General features: G+C 34.6%; 13 protein-coding genes and 1 tRNA gene. 8 read left to right on the top strand and 6 right to left on the bottom strand.

Annotation, left to right across the window (positions count from 1 at the left end; translation table 11 throughout):
- Window positions 1-7: 7 nt before the first annotated feature.
- Window positions 8-3,838 (bottom strand): type IX secretion system sortase PorU, encoded by a 3,831-nt coding sequence (gene porU / locus ACNQF9_RS13045; protein ID WP_417990348.1) that lies wholly within the window; start codon window positions 3,836-3,838, stop codon window positions 8-10.
- A gap of 208 nt (window positions 3,839-4,046) precedes the next feature.
- Here porU and gldJ point away from each other — a divergent pair, with 208 nt between their 5' ends.
- From gldJ to ACNQF9_RS13015, 6 genes are all read left to right on the top strand, one after another.
- Complete coding sequence (gldJ, locus tag ACNQF9_RS13040; RefSeq protein ID WP_417961210.1) at window positions 4,047-5,729, top strand: gliding motility lipoprotein GldJ; 1,683 nt, start codon at window positions 4,047-4,049, stop codon at window positions 5,727-5,729.
- Window positions 5,730-5,794: 65 nt separating this feature from the next.
- A complete protein-coding gene (locus ACNQF9_RS13035; protein WP_417990347.1) occupies window positions 5,795-7,081 on the top strand; it encodes a UDP-N-acetylmuramoyl-tripeptide--D-alanyl-D-alanine ligase in 1,287 nt (428 codons plus the stop codon).
- Window positions 7,082-7,586: 505 nt separating this feature from the next.
- Window positions 7,587-9,044, top strand: a complete 1,458-nt coding sequence (locus ACNQF9_RS13030) for a glycoside hydrolase family 30 protein (protein ID WP_417990346.1) — start codon at window positions 7,587-7,589, stop codon at window positions 9,042-9,044.
- Between the two features lie 805 nt (window positions 9,045-9,849).
- A complete protein-coding gene (locus ACNQF9_RS13025) occupies window positions 9,850-12,075 on the top strand; it encodes a glycoside hydrolase family 3 N-terminal domain-containing protein (protein WP_417990345.1) in 2,226 nt (741 codons plus the stop codon).
- A 629-nt stretch (window positions 12,076-12,704) separates the two neighbouring features.
- Window positions 12,705-13,460, top strand: coding sequence for an NUDIX hydrolase (locus ACNQF9_RS13020; RefSeq protein ID WP_417961202.1), 756 nt, complete (start codon window positions 12,705-12,707; stop codon window positions 13,458-13,460).
- A 31-nt stretch (window positions 13,461-13,491) separates the two neighbouring features.
- Entirely contained in the window at window positions 13,492-13,842 is a 351-nt protein-coding gene (locus ACNQF9_RS13015; protein WP_417990344.1) for a Dabb family protein, read from the top strand.
- Window positions 13,843-13,904: 62 nt separating this feature from the next.
- Here ACNQF9_RS13015 and ACNQF9_RS13010 read toward each other — a convergent pair.
- Window positions 13,905-13,979 (bottom strand) — tRNA-Val (locus tag ACNQF9_RS13010).
- Window positions 13,980-14,064: 85 nt separating this feature from the next.
- A complete protein-coding gene (locus ACNQF9_RS13005; RefSeq protein WP_417990343.1) occupies window positions 14,065-15,285 on the bottom strand; it encodes a bifunctional folylpolyglutamate synthase/dihydrofolate synthase in 1,221 nt (406 codons plus the stop codon).
- A 128-nt stretch (window positions 15,286-15,413) separates the two neighbouring features.
- Between ACNQF9_RS13005 and ACNQF9_RS13000 the strand changes: the two genes are divergently transcribed.
- Both ACNQF9_RS13000 and ACNQF9_RS12995 read left to right on the top strand, forming a co-directional pair.
- Window positions 15,414-16,109 (top strand): MotA/TolQ/ExbB proton channel family protein, encoded by a 696-nt coding sequence (locus tag ACNQF9_RS13000; protein ID WP_417961198.1) that lies wholly within the window; start codon window positions 15,414-15,416, stop codon window positions 16,107-16,109.
- A gap of 1 nt (window position 16,110) precedes the next feature.
- On the top strand, window positions 16,111-16,506 hold the full coding sequence (locus ACNQF9_RS12995) for an ExbD/TolR family protein (protein ID WP_417961196.1): 396 nt from the start codon (window positions 16,111-16,113) through the stop codon (window positions 16,504-16,506).
- A 117-nt stretch (window positions 16,507-16,623) separates the two neighbouring features.
- Here the strand turns inward: ACNQF9_RS12995 and ACNQF9_RS12990 are convergent, their stop codons facing one another.
- From ACNQF9_RS12990 to ACNQF9_RS12980, 3 genes are all read right to left on the bottom strand, one after another.
- Window positions 16,624-17,517 carry an energy transducer TonB gene (locus ACNQF9_RS12990; RefSeq protein WP_417990342.1) on the bottom strand — a complete coding sequence of 298 codons (894 nt, stop codon included), beginning with the start codon at window positions 17,515-17,517 and terminating at the stop codon, window positions 16,624-16,626.
- A 192-nt stretch (window positions 17,518-17,709) separates the two neighbouring features.
- On the bottom strand, window positions 17,710-18,936 hold the full coding sequence (locus ACNQF9_RS12985) for a Glu/Leu/Phe/Val dehydrogenase dimerization domain-containing protein (RefSeq protein WP_417961192.1): 1,227 nt from the start codon (window positions 18,934-18,936) through the stop codon (window positions 17,710-17,712).
- Between the two features lie 67 nt (window positions 18,937-19,003).
- On the bottom strand, window positions 19,004-20,074 hold the full coding sequence (locus tag ACNQF9_RS12980; protein WP_417990341.1) for an anhydro-N-acetylmuramic acid kinase: 1,071 nt from the start codon (window positions 20,072-20,074) through the stop codon (window positions 19,004-19,006).
- Window positions 20,075-20,109: the final 35 nt, after the last annotated feature.

The raw sequence follows: 20,109 nt of genomic DNA, 5'->3' as shown, positions 1-20,109 counted from the left end.
TATATAATTAAAGGATTACAAGTTTTTCAAATTTTTCAGATTTTTTGTTCGTTAAGCTTGATTTTACAGTGAGTTTATACACATAAACTCCTTTCCCTATTCGATCTCCAAAATCATCTTTGCCATCCCATGTTATTTCTTTAGATAAGAATCCTTCGGTGGTGATAATCTGGTTTTTTGTCCAAACAATTTTTCCAGTTATTGTCATTACTTGCACTTGAACCTCCAGTGGTTCATAAGGTCTGTTGTGTGTAAACCAGAAAGCTGTGTGGTTGACAAATGGATTTGGATAATTCAACACATGGGTCAATGTTATTGTTTCATCGCCTACTACTATAAATTGAATCTCGGTCGTTATAGGATTGTTATACACATCCCAAGCCTTGAACGTTATAGTATGCAATCCGACAGCTAAATTTCGTAGTGGAAAACGAAGCGTTCCGCTAGTGAAATCATCTCGTTTTGTTTGGTAATAATCATTTAGAACAAAAGGATTACTTACGTCTCCATCCAAAATAGCAACAAGATCATGACCTATTCCACTTGCTGTATTAATCCCATTCTCATCTTCTAGATACGCAACTAAAAACGGAGATTCATTTGTTGTACCTCCCGAAACGAAACTCTCGTCATTCATATATAACTTCACTCTTGGACTAATATTGTCTGTAACAGCATTTTCGTTTATTCCTCCTATTTTTATATTAGAATCATATCCAGTTTCATTTTGTAACTGCTCATTCTTTTTAGCATAAAAACTAATGCGTCCGTTTGCCAATGGAATTCTAATGTCTCTTGGTACAACAAAACTAAATTCAAATTGGCCGTTAGTAACCGATGCATTGCCTCTAAATATTGTTTCTCCTAAAACAGTAAAGTTAACAGCGGGACTGTTCCCATCATTGTTATAGGTAGTTCTGGAAACCGTCTTGTCAAAAATAGTTGTTGAAACTTCACCGGAGTAATTAGTCAATAAATTGTTATTTTCATCTGTAATTTCTCCAGTCAACTTGATTTTTGATAAGGATTTGAGATCATCAATTGATTGGTTTACAGGAATGTCATTTACCTTTGTTAATTTGATTTTTGGTTTGGCTATAGCAAGCATTAAAGCAGGATCGCCAATGTAAAAAACGACATTGGTTGCTGAGTTGGGATTGCTGTTTTTCGAAATTCTTAATGCTTCTGCAATTGATGTGTACTGGTTAGAACCATAGGATAATAGATTTTTAGTAAAAACATCATTAAAATTTTCGGCGCTAAACTGACCTATGGAGCGTATGGTGGTGATCATAGCTATTGCTCCGCCCTTTGGATTCCAGTACGTGTATTCTCCTGCAGTAGGTCTTAACGGATTATCAAAACGGGAAAATTCACAAGTGATGGTTATGAATAATGGATACTTGTATTGATTGCTTAAGTTTTGGCCATCTGATTTTTCCCAAATCCGTTCACTTGACAAACCATCTTCACCGCCGTGTCCTAAATAATTAAACACCAGAGCTCCTTTTTCAAAAGCATTAAAAAAATCAGTACGGGCTTTTGGATATCTGGAGCCGCCTGCAGAGGCTTCTTGTGTGTAAGAGTCTAATAGAATTTTGCTAACATTCAAAAAAGGCTTTTCGGAAAAAATTATATCTGCAAGACCATTTTGTCTGTTTTGTAAACTAGCATCTGATGGTACATCAGAATCATCAGAAATTAGAACAACATTGTTTCTCCAGTTTCCATACGATTTTAAATCATGGTATTCTATTACTTTGTTTATCATTTCACTAGCCTGTTTGGTGTCATTCACTAGCATTCTTCCGACTGCAACATCAATACCTCCAAAATTGGAAATAATATTTCCTTCAGAAGGATCCATTAATCCAAAAAAATCATCGGAGGCAAAAGAACTCTCGCCTGTTGTGTTGCTATTTAGGGAGTGGTATATAGGTACTATATTAGTATTGTTAAGAATTCTGTTTTTAAAGTCGTAAGAAGCATCGCCAAAAAGATTAATATATTTCACTCTTTTCTCCGGTGTTGAAGCATTTTCATAGATGTACTTAATGCAATTTCGGATTGCTGCAACATCTTGTTTTCCGGAAGAAAATTCCTGATATATCGATTCTAAAGAAATTACTTTTACCTTTAAATTAGAGTTGGTGCGGTGGAAATTAGCTAATTTTTCGGCTTGCGAGTTCAGAAATGAGGGCGAAATAATTACGTAATCAATGTCCTGAAATTGACCTTGGCTGTTTTCTAATACTGTGCCCTTTAAGTTTTGATTTGGAATTTTTGCTTTATTATCTTTCAAAGGGCTGTAATAATCGGACGGGTCTAATGCAATGTATTTTCTGAGTTCGCCCAAGCTAGCTTTAAACTTAAAGGTGCTCTGATTCGTATTTATTAGGTTGCTTACGTTATAGGTGTCGGTAATGTCCCAAATTTGAGAAATTCCCGTTGCTTCTGAAATATCATAATTTACAATTCCAAAACTAGAAGCCGATTGGTCATATTGGAAACGAAATTGTTTCCCATAGCCTTGTAGCTTTCTTTTGGCAATAAGTCTAATGTGATCCAGAAAACCTTTAGAACCCGGAACTCCATTGTTATTGTATTTTAATTTTATTTTGATTTTTTCTGCTCCAACGAAAGAAGCGTTATTTGGTAAAAGTCCAACGATAAATTCGGTTCCAGAATTGCTGTTTAATGCTGGAAATGAAATAGTCCCAGCGGAACCTCCATTAGCGGTGATGTTAAATGAAGTTGGTGTAAAAGCCGCCGAGGCAGCAGTCAGCATTATTTTTACAGGAACTGAAGAGTCGAAATTTGGAAAAATAAAATCAAATTCTTGCTCCTCTTTTACCTCAAATGATTCTCCAAACCATTGACGGCCCAAACGGGCAATATTTATAAGATCTAATTCGTGGAATTGATAGTCGTCGAAGGAGTTTAAATTCACAGTGCTGTTTCCGGCAGGTTGTGTCAAAGAAGCGATTCTTTTTCCATCTGCTCCTTGTACGTTAATATAATAGTAGGATTTTGTATCATACAAATTCAGGTGCGTTCTACTTTCTTGATTCCAGGTGTCTACTCCTTCACCATAGAACAGGATGTAATCTTCATTATTGAAAACACCATCACTTTCCCCATTAATCTGAATGGCGTTTTCACTCACGTCATTTGGGTAGTAAATGTTATTTGAAAGCGGTAACATTCTGCCACCATTACCGTATATTTTTATTTTACGAGGATCAACGGTATTAATATCAAGGCCTAATTGTTGCAAAAAACTTTTAGAAATTTTATAAACTCCTGATTTTTCAATATAAAATTGAAACCAATCCCCAGTAGCTAAGACAGAATTAGTGATGGAGTTAGAAGTTTTACTGAATTGTGAAACTCTAGCGTTATTACTTTCAATTTCATAAGAAAACGATTTGATTCGTTTGAAGCCAAAATCATCTTTTATCAGAGGGGAAAGGCTGATGAAAGCCTCTTTGATATTTCTTGAATTAGTAATTAAAAGGGTTTGATTTGCTGTTTTAGGAATGTTTTCAGGAGCTAGATCTCCAAGCTGAGAAAGGCTTATTGACTCATAAATGACATTTGTGATTTGAATCTTTCCCTCGTCAAAAGAGACTGCCTCTTTTATTTTTAAAGTAAAAACTAATGTTTGGTTCGAAGCCTCATAATGAAAACTATTTCCTGTAAATTGAGGGATAATGACTTTAGAATTCCCATAAGACATTTCTTTTTTTTCTAACCATTCGATAGTGACTGCACCTTTAATTTGAGCCAAAGCAACAAAGGGAATTAGGGCTAGAAAAGCCAAAAATATTTTTCTCATTGTTTTTTTAACGTGATTAATAGGAGGTTATTATTAATGCGTAAAAATAAATCATTTCGTGTAATTGTAAATAATAAATATTATAAATTTGCGTTAGATTAGATAATTTAATGTTAAAGTTAGATTTGTAAAAATATTAAAAATCTTAGATGCGGATTAATTGTTAATTATTATATTGCGGCACTAAAATTATTACCCACTAAAGAGTATGAAAGCAAACAGAATTATGGGCTTACAGTTGTTACTATCGATCATATTGATTGTTGGTTTCTCCAGTTGCAGTAAAAAATCCAGTTCAAAGAACACTTCGAGAGCAACAGGTTGGAATATGGATAGTAAAAAAGGCTCAAGCAAGAAAAAGCAAGAAGCAGGACCAGGTTTGGTTTTTGTAGAAGGCGGTACATTTACGATGGGTAAAGTGCAGGATGATGTTATGCACGATTGGAATAATACACCAACACAACAACACGTACAGTCATTTTATATGGATGAAACAGAGGTTACTAATTCTATGTATTTAGACTATTTAGATTGGCTGAAAAGTGTTTATCCACCTACAGAAGAGAATTATAAAAATATATATGAAGGAGCCTCCCCAGATACTTTGGTTTGGAGAAATAGATTAGGTTATAATGAAACAATGACTAATAATTACTTAAGGCATCCCTCGTATGCGGACTATCCGGTAGTTGGAGTAAACTGGATACAAGCAGTAGAGTTTAGTAATTGGAGAACGCAACGTGTAAACGAAGCTCTTTTAGAAAAAAATGGGTATCTTAAAAAGAATGCAAAAACTCTTGATGTAACCGCGGAGAGCAACTTTGATACTGAAACGTACTTAAACTCGCCAACGTCTACTTATGGTGGAAATGAAGACATTGTATTAAAAGGAGGAAAAGGAGCTAGAAAAACTCCAAAAGCAGGAAAAAATGGAACAGTTGCTGAGCCAAAAAATGTGTATGCACAACGATCATCTGGAATTCTTCTTCCGGAATATAGGTTGCCAACTGAAGCAGAATGGGAATATGCAGCTGCTGCAGATGTAGGCCAAAGAGAATATAATATTTATAAAGGTCAGAAAAAATATCCGTGGTCCGGTGGATACACGCGTTCGGGAAAAAGACAAAGTAAAGGGGATCAATTAGCCAATTTTAAACAAGGGAATGGTGATTACGGTGGAATAGCCGGTTGGTCGGATGATGGGGCTGATATTACCAACGAAGTTAAAAAATATCCTGCAAATGACTTTGGATTGTATGACATGGCTGGAAATGTAGCGGAATGGGTACAAGATGTTTACAGACCTATTATTGATAATGAAGCGAATGACTTTAATTATTTTAGAGGAAATCAATACACTAAAAATAAAATTGGAGAAGACGGTAAAGTGGAAATTGTTACGAAAGACAATATGAAATACGACACTTTAAGTAATGGTAGAATAGTAGCCAGAAATTTCCCAGGCCAGATTGCTCAAGTTCCGGTTGATGAACAGGAGACTTATTTGAGACAGAATTTTGACAAAAGCGATAACGTAAATTACAGAGATGGTGACAAACAATCTACCAGATATTATAATTTCGGAGATGGAGAGTCTGATGAGAAATCAAAATTAGATAAAACAATGTACAATTCTCCAAAACATAATGTGACAACTGACAGTTTAGGTAAGATGGTTCGAAAATACGACAGATCTAGTAAAAGAACTACATTGATTAATGATGAATCCAGAGTTTACAAGGGTGGTTCCTGGAGAGATAGAGCGTACTGGTTAGATCCTGCACAAAGAAGGTATTTTCCACAGGATATGGCCACGGACTACATTGGTTTTAGATGTGCTATGTCTAGGGTAGGTCCTAAAGCAGATAAGAAAAGGTCAGCAAGAAACTAAATTTATTATATAATAAAAATAAAAGCCCTTTGATTAGGGCTTTTATTTTTTTAAATCGTTCCAAAATGGATATCAATTACATTCATAGCTTGTTTTTACAATGTAACTCAATTTCGATAGATACACGTAGAATTGAGCAAAATTCATTATTTGTAGCTATAAAAGGAGAACATTACAATGCTAATACTTTTGCTAAGGAAGCATTAGAAAAAGGGGCTTCTTATGTACTAATTGATGATGCTTCTTGTTTTATTGACCAAAGAACAATATTAGTTCAAAATAGTTTAGTAGCACTTCAGAGACTGGCTAACTTTCATCGGGAGTATTTAAAAATACCCATTATTGCACTTACAGGAAGCAACGGGAAAACAACAACAAAAGAACTTATTCAAGTTGTCCTTTCGAAAAAATTTAAAACAAAAGCAACTGTTGGTAATTTAAATAATCATATTGGAGTTCCATTAACCTTACTTTCTTTTGATGCTGAAACTGAAATAGGAATAGTAGAAATGGGGGCAAATCATAAAAAAGAAATTGATTTTCTATGTGAATTAGCACAGCCAGATTATGGATATATAACCAATTTTGGTAAAGCACATTTAGAAGGTTTTGGTGGTATTGATGGAGTTATTGAAGGTAAAAGTGAGATGTATAATTATCTTATGAAACAAGATAAACTAGCTTTTGTTAACTTGGACGATACAATTCAGCTGGAAAAAACCAAAAGTTTAGAAGCTTACACCTTTGGGGTCAATAAATTAAACGCGGATGTCAATATTACTGCTGTTAAAGCGAATCCATTTGTAGAAATTGGGTACAATGCTCTTATAATAAAGTCTCATTTGATAGGATTGTATAATGCCAATAATATCAGCGCTGCTCTAGTAATAGGTAAGTATTTTGGAGTTTCTGATAACGCAATAAAAGAGGCACTTGAAAGTTATATTCCTGAAAATAACAGGTCACAATTAGTATCAAAAGGCACAACTCAAATTATTCTGGATGCGTATAATGCAAATCCAAGTAGTATGGCAGTAGCAATAGAGAATTTTCTGCAATTAGATAATCCTAATAAAATTTTAATATTGGGGGATATGTTTGAGTTGGGGCAGGAAAGCCAAGAAGAGCATAAGTCAATAATAGCGATGCTGGAAAAGGAAGAGAACCTGAAGTGCTATTTTGTTGGCTCTGCTTTTTATGCCAATAGATTTGATAAAATTAATTTTTGGTTTTATGAATCCTTTGAAGCTTTTTCTAGTGATGTGTCAGCGGATGATTTTGTGAATACTACTATTTTAATAAAAGGCTCCAGAGGAATGGCATTAGAACGAACTTTGGATCTTATTCAGTAAATATTCGAAAAATTAGTTTCTTTAAAAATGCCGTCACGATTTATGTTGACGGTATTTTTTTGAATCAAATATTCATTAGAATTAGATAAAGTTTTCTTTTTTATTACTCAGTATCGTTCTGATTCTATGCCGCCACTAGAAATATTTATAATTTCTGAACTCTATTTTGTTTACAGATTAATCGATAAATATGTATACACATCCACTTCTTTGTAGCGATAGCAAGTTATTTCTCTTTTAGTCTTTTAAAAAAATTAGAATGAATGTTTTAATATCTCTCAAAATCGATCTAGCTTTTATTGTCACTTAAAGGCGTTGATGGTTTCTTAAGGTATAGGTTATTCTATCGTTGACTATACATTTAAAATTGTTCTTGTAGGTTCTGTTCAAATTTCTACTAACTTAGTAGAAATTTGAATATTAAACAGAATAAAAGTTAGATTACAACTTCAATGGAAGCAAGTTTGGTATAAACAGATATGTTAATAATTAAAAAAATTACTTCATGAAAACAATTACATCAATAGCCCTTTTATCACTAAGCTTTTTGACTTTTTCACAACAAAAAAACAAAACGGAACAACTGTCTTTTTCAACAAAAGGGAAAATAGTTACCGTTTATACCACTGCAGAAAATACCAAATTAAGATTAACTCAAACGGATCAATTGGGCTTCGGTATTGCAAAACAACCTTTAGAGTATGAAGTATCAGTTTTTGTAGAGCCTAAAAAAACATTTCAAAATTTCATGGGAATTGGTGGGGCAATTACAGATGCCAGTGCGGAGGTTTTTGCAAAATTGAGCAAAGAGAAACAACAGGAATTTCTAAATGCGTACTATGATAAAGAAAAAGGAATTGGTTATTCATTACTAAGAACTACCATCCATAGTTCTGATTTTAGTAGTGGGAGCTATACCTATGTTAAAGATGGAGATAAAGATTTAAAAACGTTCAATATTGAGCACGACAGACAATTCCGTATTCCTATGCTTAGAGAAGCCATCAAAACGGCAGGTGGGAAATTGTTACTCTATGTTTCCCCATGGAGTCCTCCCGCTTTCATGAAAAGCAATAATAGTATGCTAAAAGGAGGAACATTACTTCCGGAATTTTACCAGTCATGGGCAAATTATTATACGAAGTTTATTAAAGCGTATGAAAAAGAGGGAATGCCGATTTGGGGATTGACTATTCAAAACGAACCTATGGCAACGCAAACTTGGGAATCCTGTGTGTATTCTGCGGAAGCAGAAAGAGATTTTTTAAAAAATTTCCTTGGTCCCACAATGAAAAAGGAAGGTTTAGGAGATAAAAAAATTGTGGTTTGGGATCACAATCGTGATATGATGAACCAGAGAGCGAATGTTATTTTCTCAGATTCAGAAGCTTCAAAATACGCTTGGGGAATGGGATTTCATTGGTACGAAACTTGGACAGGAGGAACGCCAATGTTTGATAATGTTCGAAAAGTTCAAGAAGCTTACCCCTCTAAAAACTTATTGTTTACTGAAGGATGTATAGAACGATTTGATGCTAAAAAATACCAATTTTGGGCAAATGGGGAACGTTACGGAATTGCTATGATTAATGATTTTAATAATGGAACGGTTGGTTGGACGGATTGGAACATCCTTTTAGACCAAAACGGAGGTCCAAATCATGTAGGGAATTTTTGTTTCGCTCCCATTCATACGGATACGAACTCTGGGGAACTAATTTATACTCCGTCGTATTATTACATCGGGCATTTCTCAAAATTCATTCGACCAGATGCAAAAAGAGTCAGTACAGCAGTAAGCAGAAGTACTTTGTTGAGTACGTCATTCCTGAATAAAGATGGAAAAATGATTACTGTGGTAATGAATCAAAGCGATAAAAAAGTCACTTATAATTTAATTATTGCTACTGAGAAAACGGTTGTTGAAATTCCGGCTCACGGGATTCAAACATTAGTGTATTAACGTATAATCAGCCTTGTTTTTAAAACTTATTGATAAAAAAAGTAGTTTTAGTAGCCTTTGTTTGGTTTTAATTTGCTTCGTTTTGAGAAGGATACTTACATAGAGATGAACAAGAAATTATATTTAAATACTTGAAATAGTGTTTTTTAGGTTAAGGATTGGTCCGAGGGATGGTGTAAGATAAATACCAACGACTGGTTACTGTGACATTTTTTTACATGTAATAAAAAAGAAGTTCCGGATTTTACTGAAAACTTCAAAATGAAAACCTGACCATCAGATATGATGTTCAGACAAGTTCAAGCTACCGTTGCTATGAAATACAAAACTATTCTTTGCCCGGGAAAGTATTCGCAACTGAATATGATTTAGTACAAAACAGAGATACTTATTTGGATAAAGATACCGCTGATTGTGAATGTGCTATGTTTGTCAAGTGAAACAAAGGCGGATTGACGGAGTTAATATTCAGTCTTGTAATGATACAATAACAACTGGATTTCAGGTTACCTTTATTGAGGATGATTAATGGTTACGATACACCGTTGACGTAAAGACCAAAACTGTTTTTGATGTTGCGGAGCTTTATGTACATGAGGCTTCAGACGGAAAACTGTATTTAGAAGATGAAAACTGAAAAATTTCCCAAACAAAAAAATTCTATCCTCAGTTGGAATGAATAATTGGAAAATCGGGACATTATAAAATATGATTTTAAAACAAGAAAAATAAAAAAGGAGCTCGAAACTTAAAAATCCGTTTCATACTATTTTAAATAGCTACTGAAACAACAACGAAATTTGAAATGAAAAAAATAGTAACTACAGTTTTTTTATTGGCGTGTTTTCTTGGGTTTTCCCAACAAAAAACAATTGACCAAAAAGTGAATGCTTTGCTAAAGCAAATGACACTCGAAGAGAAAATAGGACAGCTCAATCAATATACAGGAAATAATCAAGCGACTGGGCCTATAACCATAAATCCGAATAAGGAAGCCGAAATTAAAGCAGGTTTAATTGGTTCGATGTTGAATGTTTTAGGAACTAAATATACGCGTCAATATCAAGAATTAGCGATGCAGTCTCGATTGAAAATTCCATTGTTATTTGGTCAGGATGTTGTACATGGGTACAAAACTACTTTTCCACTTCCTTTGGCAGAAGCAGCAAGCTGGGATTTAGAAGCGATGGAATTTTCGGCAAGAATTGCTGCTGTAGAGGCATCTGCAAGTGGAATTCATTGGACATTTGCGCCTATGGTTGATATTGCCCGTGATCCTCGTTGGGGACGCGTGATGGAAGGCGCTGGAGAAGATACTTATTTAGGTTCAAGAATCGCCTACGCTAGAGTCAAAGGTTTTCAAGGGAATTTGGGAGATGTCAATTCGGTTATGGCTTGTGTGAAACATTTTGCTGCTTATGGAGCTGCTGTTGGCGGGAGAGACTACAACTCGGTTGATATGAGCGAAAGAATGCTTTGGGAAACGTATTTACCTCCTTTTAAAGCAGCGCTAGATGCTGGAGCGGCCACTTTTATGAATTCATTTAATGATATTAACGGAATTCCTGCAACTGGAAATAAATACCTCCAAAGAGACATTCTTAAAGGGAAATGGGACTTTCAGGGTTTTGTAGTGTCGGATTGGGGTTCGATTGGAGAAATGGTTAATCACGGATATTCAAAAGACAATAAAGAAGCAGCGTTACAAGCCATAATTGCTGGAAGTGATATGGACATGGAAAGTAATGCGTATCGATACCATTTAGCGGAATTGGTTAGAGAGAATAAAGTACCAATCGCTTTGATTGATGATGCCGTAAAAAGAATTTTACGCAAGAAATTTGAATTAGGACTTTTTGATAATCCCTATAAATACTCGAATCGGGAAAGAGAACAAGCTGCATTGAACAATCCGGAGCACAGAAAAGCAGCAAGAAATATTGCCGCAAAAAGTATCGTGTTATTGAAAAATGAGAAAAACATTTTGCCCCTTTCTAAAAACATAAAAGCAATCGCTTTTATTGGGCCTTTGGTTAAAGAACACAAGCAAAATATGGGTTTTTGGGCAGTAGAATTACCAGAATTGGATTATGATAAACAAGTTGTTTCCCAATGGGAAGGTGTGGTAAATAAAGTAGGTAGTTCCACCAAATTGCTTTACGCCAAAGGGTGTGAAATTGAAGGCGATAACAAAGATGGTTTTGCCGAAGCTATTGCTGTTGCCAATCAAGCCGATGTTGTGATTTTGAGTATTGGGGAAAGAGCTGATATGAGTGGCGAAGCTAAAAGTCGCAGCAATATTCATTTGCCTGGAGTTCAGGAAGAATTGGTAAAAGCGATTCAGGCAACAGGAAAGCCGGTCGTAGTTTTGATTAACGCAGGAAGACCGCTTATTTTTAATTGGACTGCGGATAATATCCCAGCAATTGCTTACACATGGTGGTTAGGAAGTGAAGCAGGAAATGCTATTGCTGATGTTTTGTTTGGCGATTACAATCCTTCGGGGAAATTGCCAATGTCTTTTCCAAGGGAAGAAGGGCAAATTCCTATTTATTACAATCATTTTAATACAGGAAGGCCAGCTTCAAATGAAACGGCATTTAATTACGTTTCAGCGTATACGGATTTAAAAAACAGTCCTAGATTTTCTTTTGGATACGGGTTAAGTTATACTACTTTCGAATATTCAGATTTGAAGTTATCTAAAAATAAAATTAAAAATACAGAAGAAATCGAGGTTTCATTAAACGTGAAAAATTCAGGAAAAGTAGCAGGTGAAGAAGTAGTTCAGTTGTATTTGAGAGACAAAGTGGGTTCTGTAGTCAGACCAATTATTGAACTGAAAGATTTTCAAAAGATAAAACTGAATGCGGGTGAAACAAAAATAGTCAAATTTATCATTGACAAAGAAAAATTATCTTTTTACAATGCGGCATTGGAATGGATTTCTGAGCCGGGAGATTTTGATTTAATGATTGGATCATCCTCAGCAGATATTCGTTTAAAAACGACTTTCGAGTTGGTAAAATAAAAGAAACTCAATTGGTAGTATTTCTAATAATACTCTCGATAGAGTTTTAAAATAAAAAAGTATTGACGCTACACCTATTCCCTAGTGCACTTGTCGCTATGGTTGTCAGATTTCAAAATGCCATCTAGATTTCCGTCTGTGAATTTCCCTCCATATAACAAAATAATTTATTGGCACCAGTAAAGTTATCAACAAGTGACTCGTATGATGTTTATTAATTTTAAGTTTCTTAAATAATGATTCCCTTGTTAGGATTGTTTTTAAAGCTTTCGTAGATTCAATAGCTATAGTTTGTTTTAAAGGTAAAAAGCCTTGTTTTAACACTAGCACTAGCTTTTATATAATATGTTGTTTCAACAGAACGTAGAGGTGTTTTTTCTTTCTGTGTTAGTTGTCTAACTAAATGTATTTAGTATAAAACGCATCTTTTTTTGTAAGTTATTTTAACTATTTTGTGTGCGAATATGTTTTCTTGTTGAATGAATTTGTTTCTTGGAGTAAACATTTTTTGTTTAAACCAAAAGTAAATAATAGGGAACTTTCAAAATTAGGCATTTCTTTATTTTCTTTAAAAAAATGAGCTAAATTGCGTCTTTAAATAATATAACTTAATTACTAGAATAGATCACATGTTAAAAACCATTTTAGATAACAAGGAAGAATATCAACCGGGTTTATCAATAGATTGTGTGATTTTCGGATTTCATGATAATCAGCTGAAGGTATTATTAATAAAAACAAGGTACAGTGATAAATGGGCTTTGCCTGGCGGTTTTGTACCTGTAAATGAAGATATTGATGAGGCTGCGGTTACTGTTTTACATGGTAGAACAGGACTGAAAGGTATTTTTCTGAGGCAGTTTTCTACATTTGGAGCAGCTAGAAGGTGTAGTGTGGCTGTTAGCAATGCTGTTCTGGATTTTTATGGAATACCTTTAGACGAAGGAAAATGGTATGCTAGTCGTTTTGTAACGGTTGGTTATTATGCCTTAGTCGATTTTTTACAAACCGTTCCACAGCCCGAAGGTATAAATGAAATTGTGGAGTGGATTGACCATAATGCGGTACCGGAATTGATTTTGGACCACAGACAAATTCTAGAGACAGCATTGGAAACTCTTCGTATGGAGTTAAATTTAATGCCGGTAGGGTATAATTTACTTCCCGAAAAATTTACTATTCCGGAATTGCAAAAATTATATGAAACGATATTAGGTAGAAAACTCGACCGTAGAAATTTTCTGCGTAAGATAATGGCAATCGGAATCTTGACAAAGTTGGACGAGAAGAAAAGTAATGTAGCTCACAAAGCTCCAAATTTATATAGTTTCGATAAAGATAAATACGAAAAAGTTGTTAAGAACGGATTGACGCAAGGTTGGTAATCTCAAATAATACATCATAAATCTCTTTAGTATGAATAATGATAAAGTAATGAAGCCTGGTGTTGTTTTAAATGGAAATAGCAATAATACGATACGTCATTCGGTCGTTTTTAGATTTAATGAAGGAATGAATGAACTTGAAAAGCAACAATTTTTTTATGCAGTAACAAAATTAACGGCAATCAATGGCGTTGAAAAATTTGAAATACTTAAACAGGTTAGTATCAAAAATAAATTTGAATACGGAATTTCAATGGAATTTAAAAACGAAGAAGGATACCAATATTATAATAATCATCCAGATCATGTTGCCTTTGTGCAAAATATATGGTTGAGAAACGTAGAAGATTTTTTAGAGATAGATTACAAAGCGTTGGATTAAATTTCAAATTATTGAAAATCTAAAGCATAAAAAAACTCCATTATTTCTAATGGAGTTATCTGTGGGCGATGAGGGGTTCGAACCCCCGACCCCCTCGGTGTAAACGAGGTGCTCTGAACCAGCTGAGCTAATCGCCCTATACAATTTGGTCACTTTCGTTTCCGTTATTGCGTGTGCAAATATACATCACTTTTCTAGATTTGCAAGTAAAAATCAAAAAAATTATAAAATTTCTGCTACTACAAAGGTGCTTCCGCCAATGTATATAAAATCAGATTTCCCAGCGTTTTCAATTGCTCTTTTATAAGCTTCTGAAACAGAATTGTATACTTCTCCTTTTAGTTCAAAAGAGGCTGCTTTTTGTTTTAGAATTTGCACATCCAATCCGCGAGGAATATTTGGTTTGCAAAAATAATATTTGGCATTTTTAGGGAATAAAGGTAAGATTTCATTTAAATCTTTGTCGTTTACTACTCCTAAGACAATATGTAAAGCGTCAAAATCTTCTTTTTGTATTTGTTGTAAAACAATTTCCAGCCCGTTTTTGTTGTGTGCGGTGTCGCAAATAACTTTAGGAAATTCATTTATCTGTTGCCATCTGCCTTGAAGGCCAGTATTTATTACAACTCGTACGAATCCTGATTTTATATTTTCTGGAGTAATTTTAAATTTATTTTGGTTATTTAAAACAGCAATAGTCTGTAAAACTGTTTTCTTGTTGTGCATCTGATAATCCCCAATCAAATCTGAGGGATGGTTTTCTGAAATTAAATCGGAAGCAAAATAGATTTCCGAACTGCATTCTTTGGCTTTGGCCATAAAAACAGGCTTGGTCTTAGTGGTGTATTCTCCAATTACTACAGGGATATTGGGTTTTATGATACCCGCTTTTTCAAAAGCGATAGCTTCTAGTGTGTTGCCCAAAAATTGTATATGATCCAATCCTATATTGGTAATTACCGAAACTAATGGCGTAATAATATTGGTGGCGTCTAATCTTCCGCCCATTCCCACTTCTATAATGGCAATATCTACTTTTTCTTTGTAGAAATAATCGAAAGCTAGCCCCACGGTCATTTCGAAAAAACTCATATCGTTTGATTCAAAAAAGTTCTGGTGGTCCTTGATGAAATCAATGACAAATTTTTCAGAAATTTCCTTTCCGTTAATTTTCATACGTTCCCGAAAATCTTTTAAATGTGGGGAAGTGTACAATCCCACTTTATAACCGGCTTCATGAAGTATGGATGCTAACATATGTGATGTAGATCCTTTTCCATTAGTTCCCGCAACATGAATGCATTTTATTTTATCTTGTGGATTTTCAAGATGAGCTAATAATAAATGCGCGTTGGTTAAATCTTTTTTATAGGCTGAAGCGCCCTGAAGTTGGTACATCGGTAGCTGATTAAACATCCAATTTATGGTTTGCTGATAGTTCATTTTAGTAATAAAATAGGGTTGTTTAAAATATTTTTCGTTTTTTTTAGTTTAATAGTACATCGAAAAGTATCTTTAGTGCAAAATTGAAATAATTTTTAGAATTAATGATTAAAATACAATAATATTATATGTTTAGTTTTATACAATTACAGGCCGACACCATTGCCAACGCTGCTTCAAACGTAGTTATTGAAAAAATTGCTCCAAATACCGAAATATCCACTTTAGGATTTCTTTTAAAAGGTGGTGTGTGGTTAATTCCGATTGGGATACTATTATTTTATACCTTTTATCTGATTATTGAGCGGTATTTGTATATCAGTAAAGCATCGAAAATTGATACTCTTTTGATGCGTGATGTACGCGATAATCTAAATTCAGGGAATCTTGATTTGGCGCGATCTATCGCAGAAAGAAACAATACAGCTTCAGGAAATATAGTAAAAGAAGGAATTCTGGTTATCGGGAGACCTATTATTGAAATTGAATCCAATATGGATCGAGCAGCAGATATTGAAATAGGAGGTATGGAAAAGCATTTAGGACATTTGGGACTTATTGCCGGAATTGCCCCTACACTAGGATTTATTGGAACTATTTCTGGAGTTATTAAAATATTTTACAGTATTTCGGTAACTGAAAACATCAGTATTGGTAATATCTCTGGAGGATTGTATGAGAAAATGATCAGTAGTGGCGCTGGATTAATCGTTGGTATTATTGCCTATAGCGGGTATCATTTATTAAACGGTAAGATTGATAATTTTGCTTTAAAAATTCAAAAACAAATATTAGAGTTTGTAAATATTATTCAAAGATCATAATATGTCTATAAAACGAAAAAGGAGATTTCATGCCGAGGTGGCTACTTCGTCATTAAGTGATATTATGTTTTTCTTGTTGTTGTTTTTCTTGATTATATCAACGTTGGCAAATCCTAATGTGATCAAAATGACATTGCCAAAAGCAAAATCCAATGAGAAAACAAACAAGCAATATATTAGTTTATCTGTTACTGAGGATAAAAAGTTCTATATTGACAAGCAAGTAGTTTCCTTTGAAGAACTAGAGACAGCTTTGATGTCAAAAATGAATACGGAGAAGGATCAAACAGTTATTGTTCGCATTCCATTCAATTTGCAAGTACAAGATTTAGTTGACGTGTTGCAAATAGGAGTCAAAAACAATCTGAAATTTGTGATTGCTACCAGTCCAAAGTAAATGTAATTGCGGGTTTTCACGAAGCAATCGCACAGGTTAAGCTTTCTGTATTTTGATTTTAAAATAAAAAAAATGCCTCGAATAGTTCGAGGCATTTTTTATTTAGGATTGTGTAATTTAATTCAAATTGAAATTGTAAACAATTTTACCAACTTGTTTTTCCGGTGCATCGCTGCTGGCATCCCATCTCGTGTTCATAGCGGCAATTCGAGCTTGGTCTAATAAGCATTTTGCAGTATTAGTTGTTCCCTTAACTCCAGCAACGGCGTTTACAGTTCTTCCTGTTCTGTCTACCGATACTTCAACAACAACTTTACCTTGTTCATTACACGTGTATTTTGGTGCGGGTTTAGAAACTGCTTTTCTGTTTCCTAACGAATATCCAATGCCACCACCCGAACCGCTTCCTGTTCCGCCACCGCTTCCAGAACCATAGCCACTGCCAGTACCTATTCCGGTTCCAGTGCCATTTCCACCACCTGTTCCGCCTCCGGAACCTCCCGTTCCATAATAACCGCTAGAACTCAAGCTTCCATTAGTCTTTCCTTTATTTCCGGCGGTTTTATCATCGCCATCGCCACCTTTATTAGAACCTCTTAGAATACTGGATAAGGCATCATTGGTATTATTAGAAACTTTAGGTTTTACAACCACAGGTTTCGTTACTTCTTTTATGACCACTATTGGTTTTTTAGTTTTTTCTTTTGTCGGAATCACAACACTTTCTTCAGTACTGTTTTCTTGAGATAAAATAGCTTCGTCTGGAGTTGATTTTAACGGAGTTTGTTTGGTTTGGTTTTTTACCTCTAAAACTTCGCTTTTGTAATTAACTCCAGAACCTAGATCGCTGTCGCCAAAATTAACCGTAACGCCACCTCCGCCTCCAGCAAGTTCATCCATGTTTGCAGGTGGCCAAAATCGGATAAAAAATAAAATCAACAACATTGTCGCGTACAAAAGAATGGATAGTGCTAAGGATTTCTTTTGATCTGATGAAATGGTGGAACTCATTTGTATTTTAAATTTTAAAAAGTGTATTACTAAAAAACGTTGAAAAGTACTAAAAATTGTTAAGAGTAAAAAGCCACTGCTGGAATATAAATAAGAATACTGCACCTAGAACAGAAATGATAAAAGGGATTAAACAGATTATAAAATCTGCTTAATCCCAGTTCCGATAAATAGAAAGAATACTATTTTATTTTAAGTAAGCTGCTTCAGTGCAATTTCAAAAGCAGTGGCACTGATATTTGTTTTGCTTGGATTTAAAGCGTGTGCTTTTTCAATTGCTTTTTTAATAATTTCCGATGTGTCTTGGAAAATAGCTTCATCCGTCATTTGCACTTTCTTTTCCATAAAGTAAGCAAAAACACGAGCCATCCCACAATTAGAGATAAAGTCAGGAATCAAACTTACTTTATGATCTACATCTTCCATAATAGGTCCAAAAAAGATTGCTGCATCAGCAAAAGGTACATTCGCACCACAAGAAATTACTTCAAGACCATTGGCAATCAAGCTGTCAATTTGAGATTGAGTTACCAATCGAGAAGCGGCACATGGAGTGAATATTTCAGCGCCAATTGTCCATATTTTTTGATTGATTTCTTCAAAAGGAATCATGTTTTCGGCCACCAGTTTGTTTCCGTCTTTGGCAAGAAACAAGGCTCTTATTTCTTCAAAAGTGAATCCTTCTTCATTAATTAATCCTCCGTCTCTGTCGATAATACCAATTACTTTAGCACCCATTTCGGCTAAGTAAAATGCGGCAGCAGAACCTACATTCCCAAAACCTTGTACAATGGCTTTCTTACCTTTTACATCACCACCATAAATCGTGTAATAATTGCGAACGGCTTCGGCAACACCATAACCGGTTATCATGTCAGCAACAGTATATTTTCTAGAAACATCAGGAGAGAATCTTGGGTTTTCGATCACTTTAACGACACCTTGGCGTAATTGCCCAATTCTATTGATTTTATCCGCTTCGGTAGGTTTGAAATGACCGTTAAAAACACCTTCTTGTGGGTGCCATACACCACATTCTTCCGTCATAGGAATAACTTCGTGAATTTCATCCACATTCAAATCACCACCAGTTCCGTAGTAGCTTTTCAATAATGGAGAAACGGCTTTATACCAACGTTGTAAAACGCCTTTTTTTCTTGGATCACTCGGGTCAAAATTAATACCAGATTTAGCACCGCCAATGGCAGGCCCTGAAACCGAAAATTTTACTTCCATAGTTTTTGCTAGCGACAAAACTTCATTCATATCTAACCCTTTTCTCATGCGAGTACCACCACCGGCAGCACCACCGCGTAGCGAATTGATGACTGTCCATCCTTCAGCTTCTGTTTCTGCATCTTTCCAATGGAAAACTATTTCAGGTTCTTTATTTTCGAATTTCTTTAATAAATCTTTCATTTGTTGCGATATGTTTAATTTTGGCAAATATAAAAAATAGAATAATGTGAATTATCTATTTTTAATTTTATTTTGGTGAATAAATAATTCCGGAACTATGATCTTTCTTTGCGCCTGTAACACTACTCAAAACATTGATTTCTCCGCGTAATTTTAAAACACCAAGCAATGCAAAAATCAATGCTTCTTTGAATTCCAAAATTTTAGTTGATGGAATAATAATTTTCATTTCCAGTAAATGATATTGGATGCGCTCTATCAGAAAATCATTATATGCGCCACCGCCAGTTATAAGTATACTGCCTTTTTTTATAGGTAATGCCAGCGCAATTTGAATAGCTATATGTTCAGTAAAAGTGTGTAATTTGTCTTCAATGGGAATAGAATATTTTTCGATAATAGGTAAAACAGTTTCTTTTACAAACTCAAAACCCAATGATTTAGGGTGTTTCTTTTGGTAGAAATCCAAAGCATTTAATTCATTTAATAAATCTTCGTTACAACTTCCAGTTCTTGAAATACTACCTCTGTCATCATAATCCAATCCCAATTGATTGGCGTAAAAATTTAAAACAGTATTTACAGGCGAAATGTCAAAGGCGATTCGTTTCTTTTCTTGCTCAAACGAAACATTCGAAAAACCGCCTAAATTCATGCAGTACTCATATTCAGAAAATAATATTTTGTCGCCAACAGGGACTAAAGGGGCACCCTGACCACCAAGTTGTACATCTTGAACTCTAAAATCACAAACGACAGTTTGGTTAATTAAAGAAGCGATTTCGGGTAGATTACCAATTTGAAGTGTCAATCCGTTTTGTGGTTGATGTAAAATAGTATGTCCGTGGGAACAAACGGCATCAAGGTTTTTTATTTTGTGCTTTTCGATAAAGTTAGAGATAATAACAGCTAGGAGTTGCGTGTAGTCTTGGTTTAATTTTTCGAGTTTATCTTGAGAAAAATCAACTGCTTTTTTTAATTTGTTTAACCAATCAACAGCATAAGATATGGTTTCGGATTCCAGAATTTGGAAGTCCCATTTGTTGTTTTTGACAGTAAAGACAATATGTGCTAAATCTACTCCGTCTAGAGAAGTTCCAGACATGATTCCTATTATAATATACTTTTCTTTAAACATTGGCTAAATTTACGAAATCGTTTGAAAACTAGTTT

It is taken from the genome of Flavobacterium amylolyticum (genome assembly GCF_048284335.1).
Classification (GTDB): Bacteria; Bacteroidota; Bacteroidia; order Flavobacteriales; family Flavobacteriaceae; genus Flavobacterium.
The sequence above is the reverse complement of the archived record's forward strand: the minus strand, read 5'-3'. Positions and strand labels throughout refer to the sequence as shown.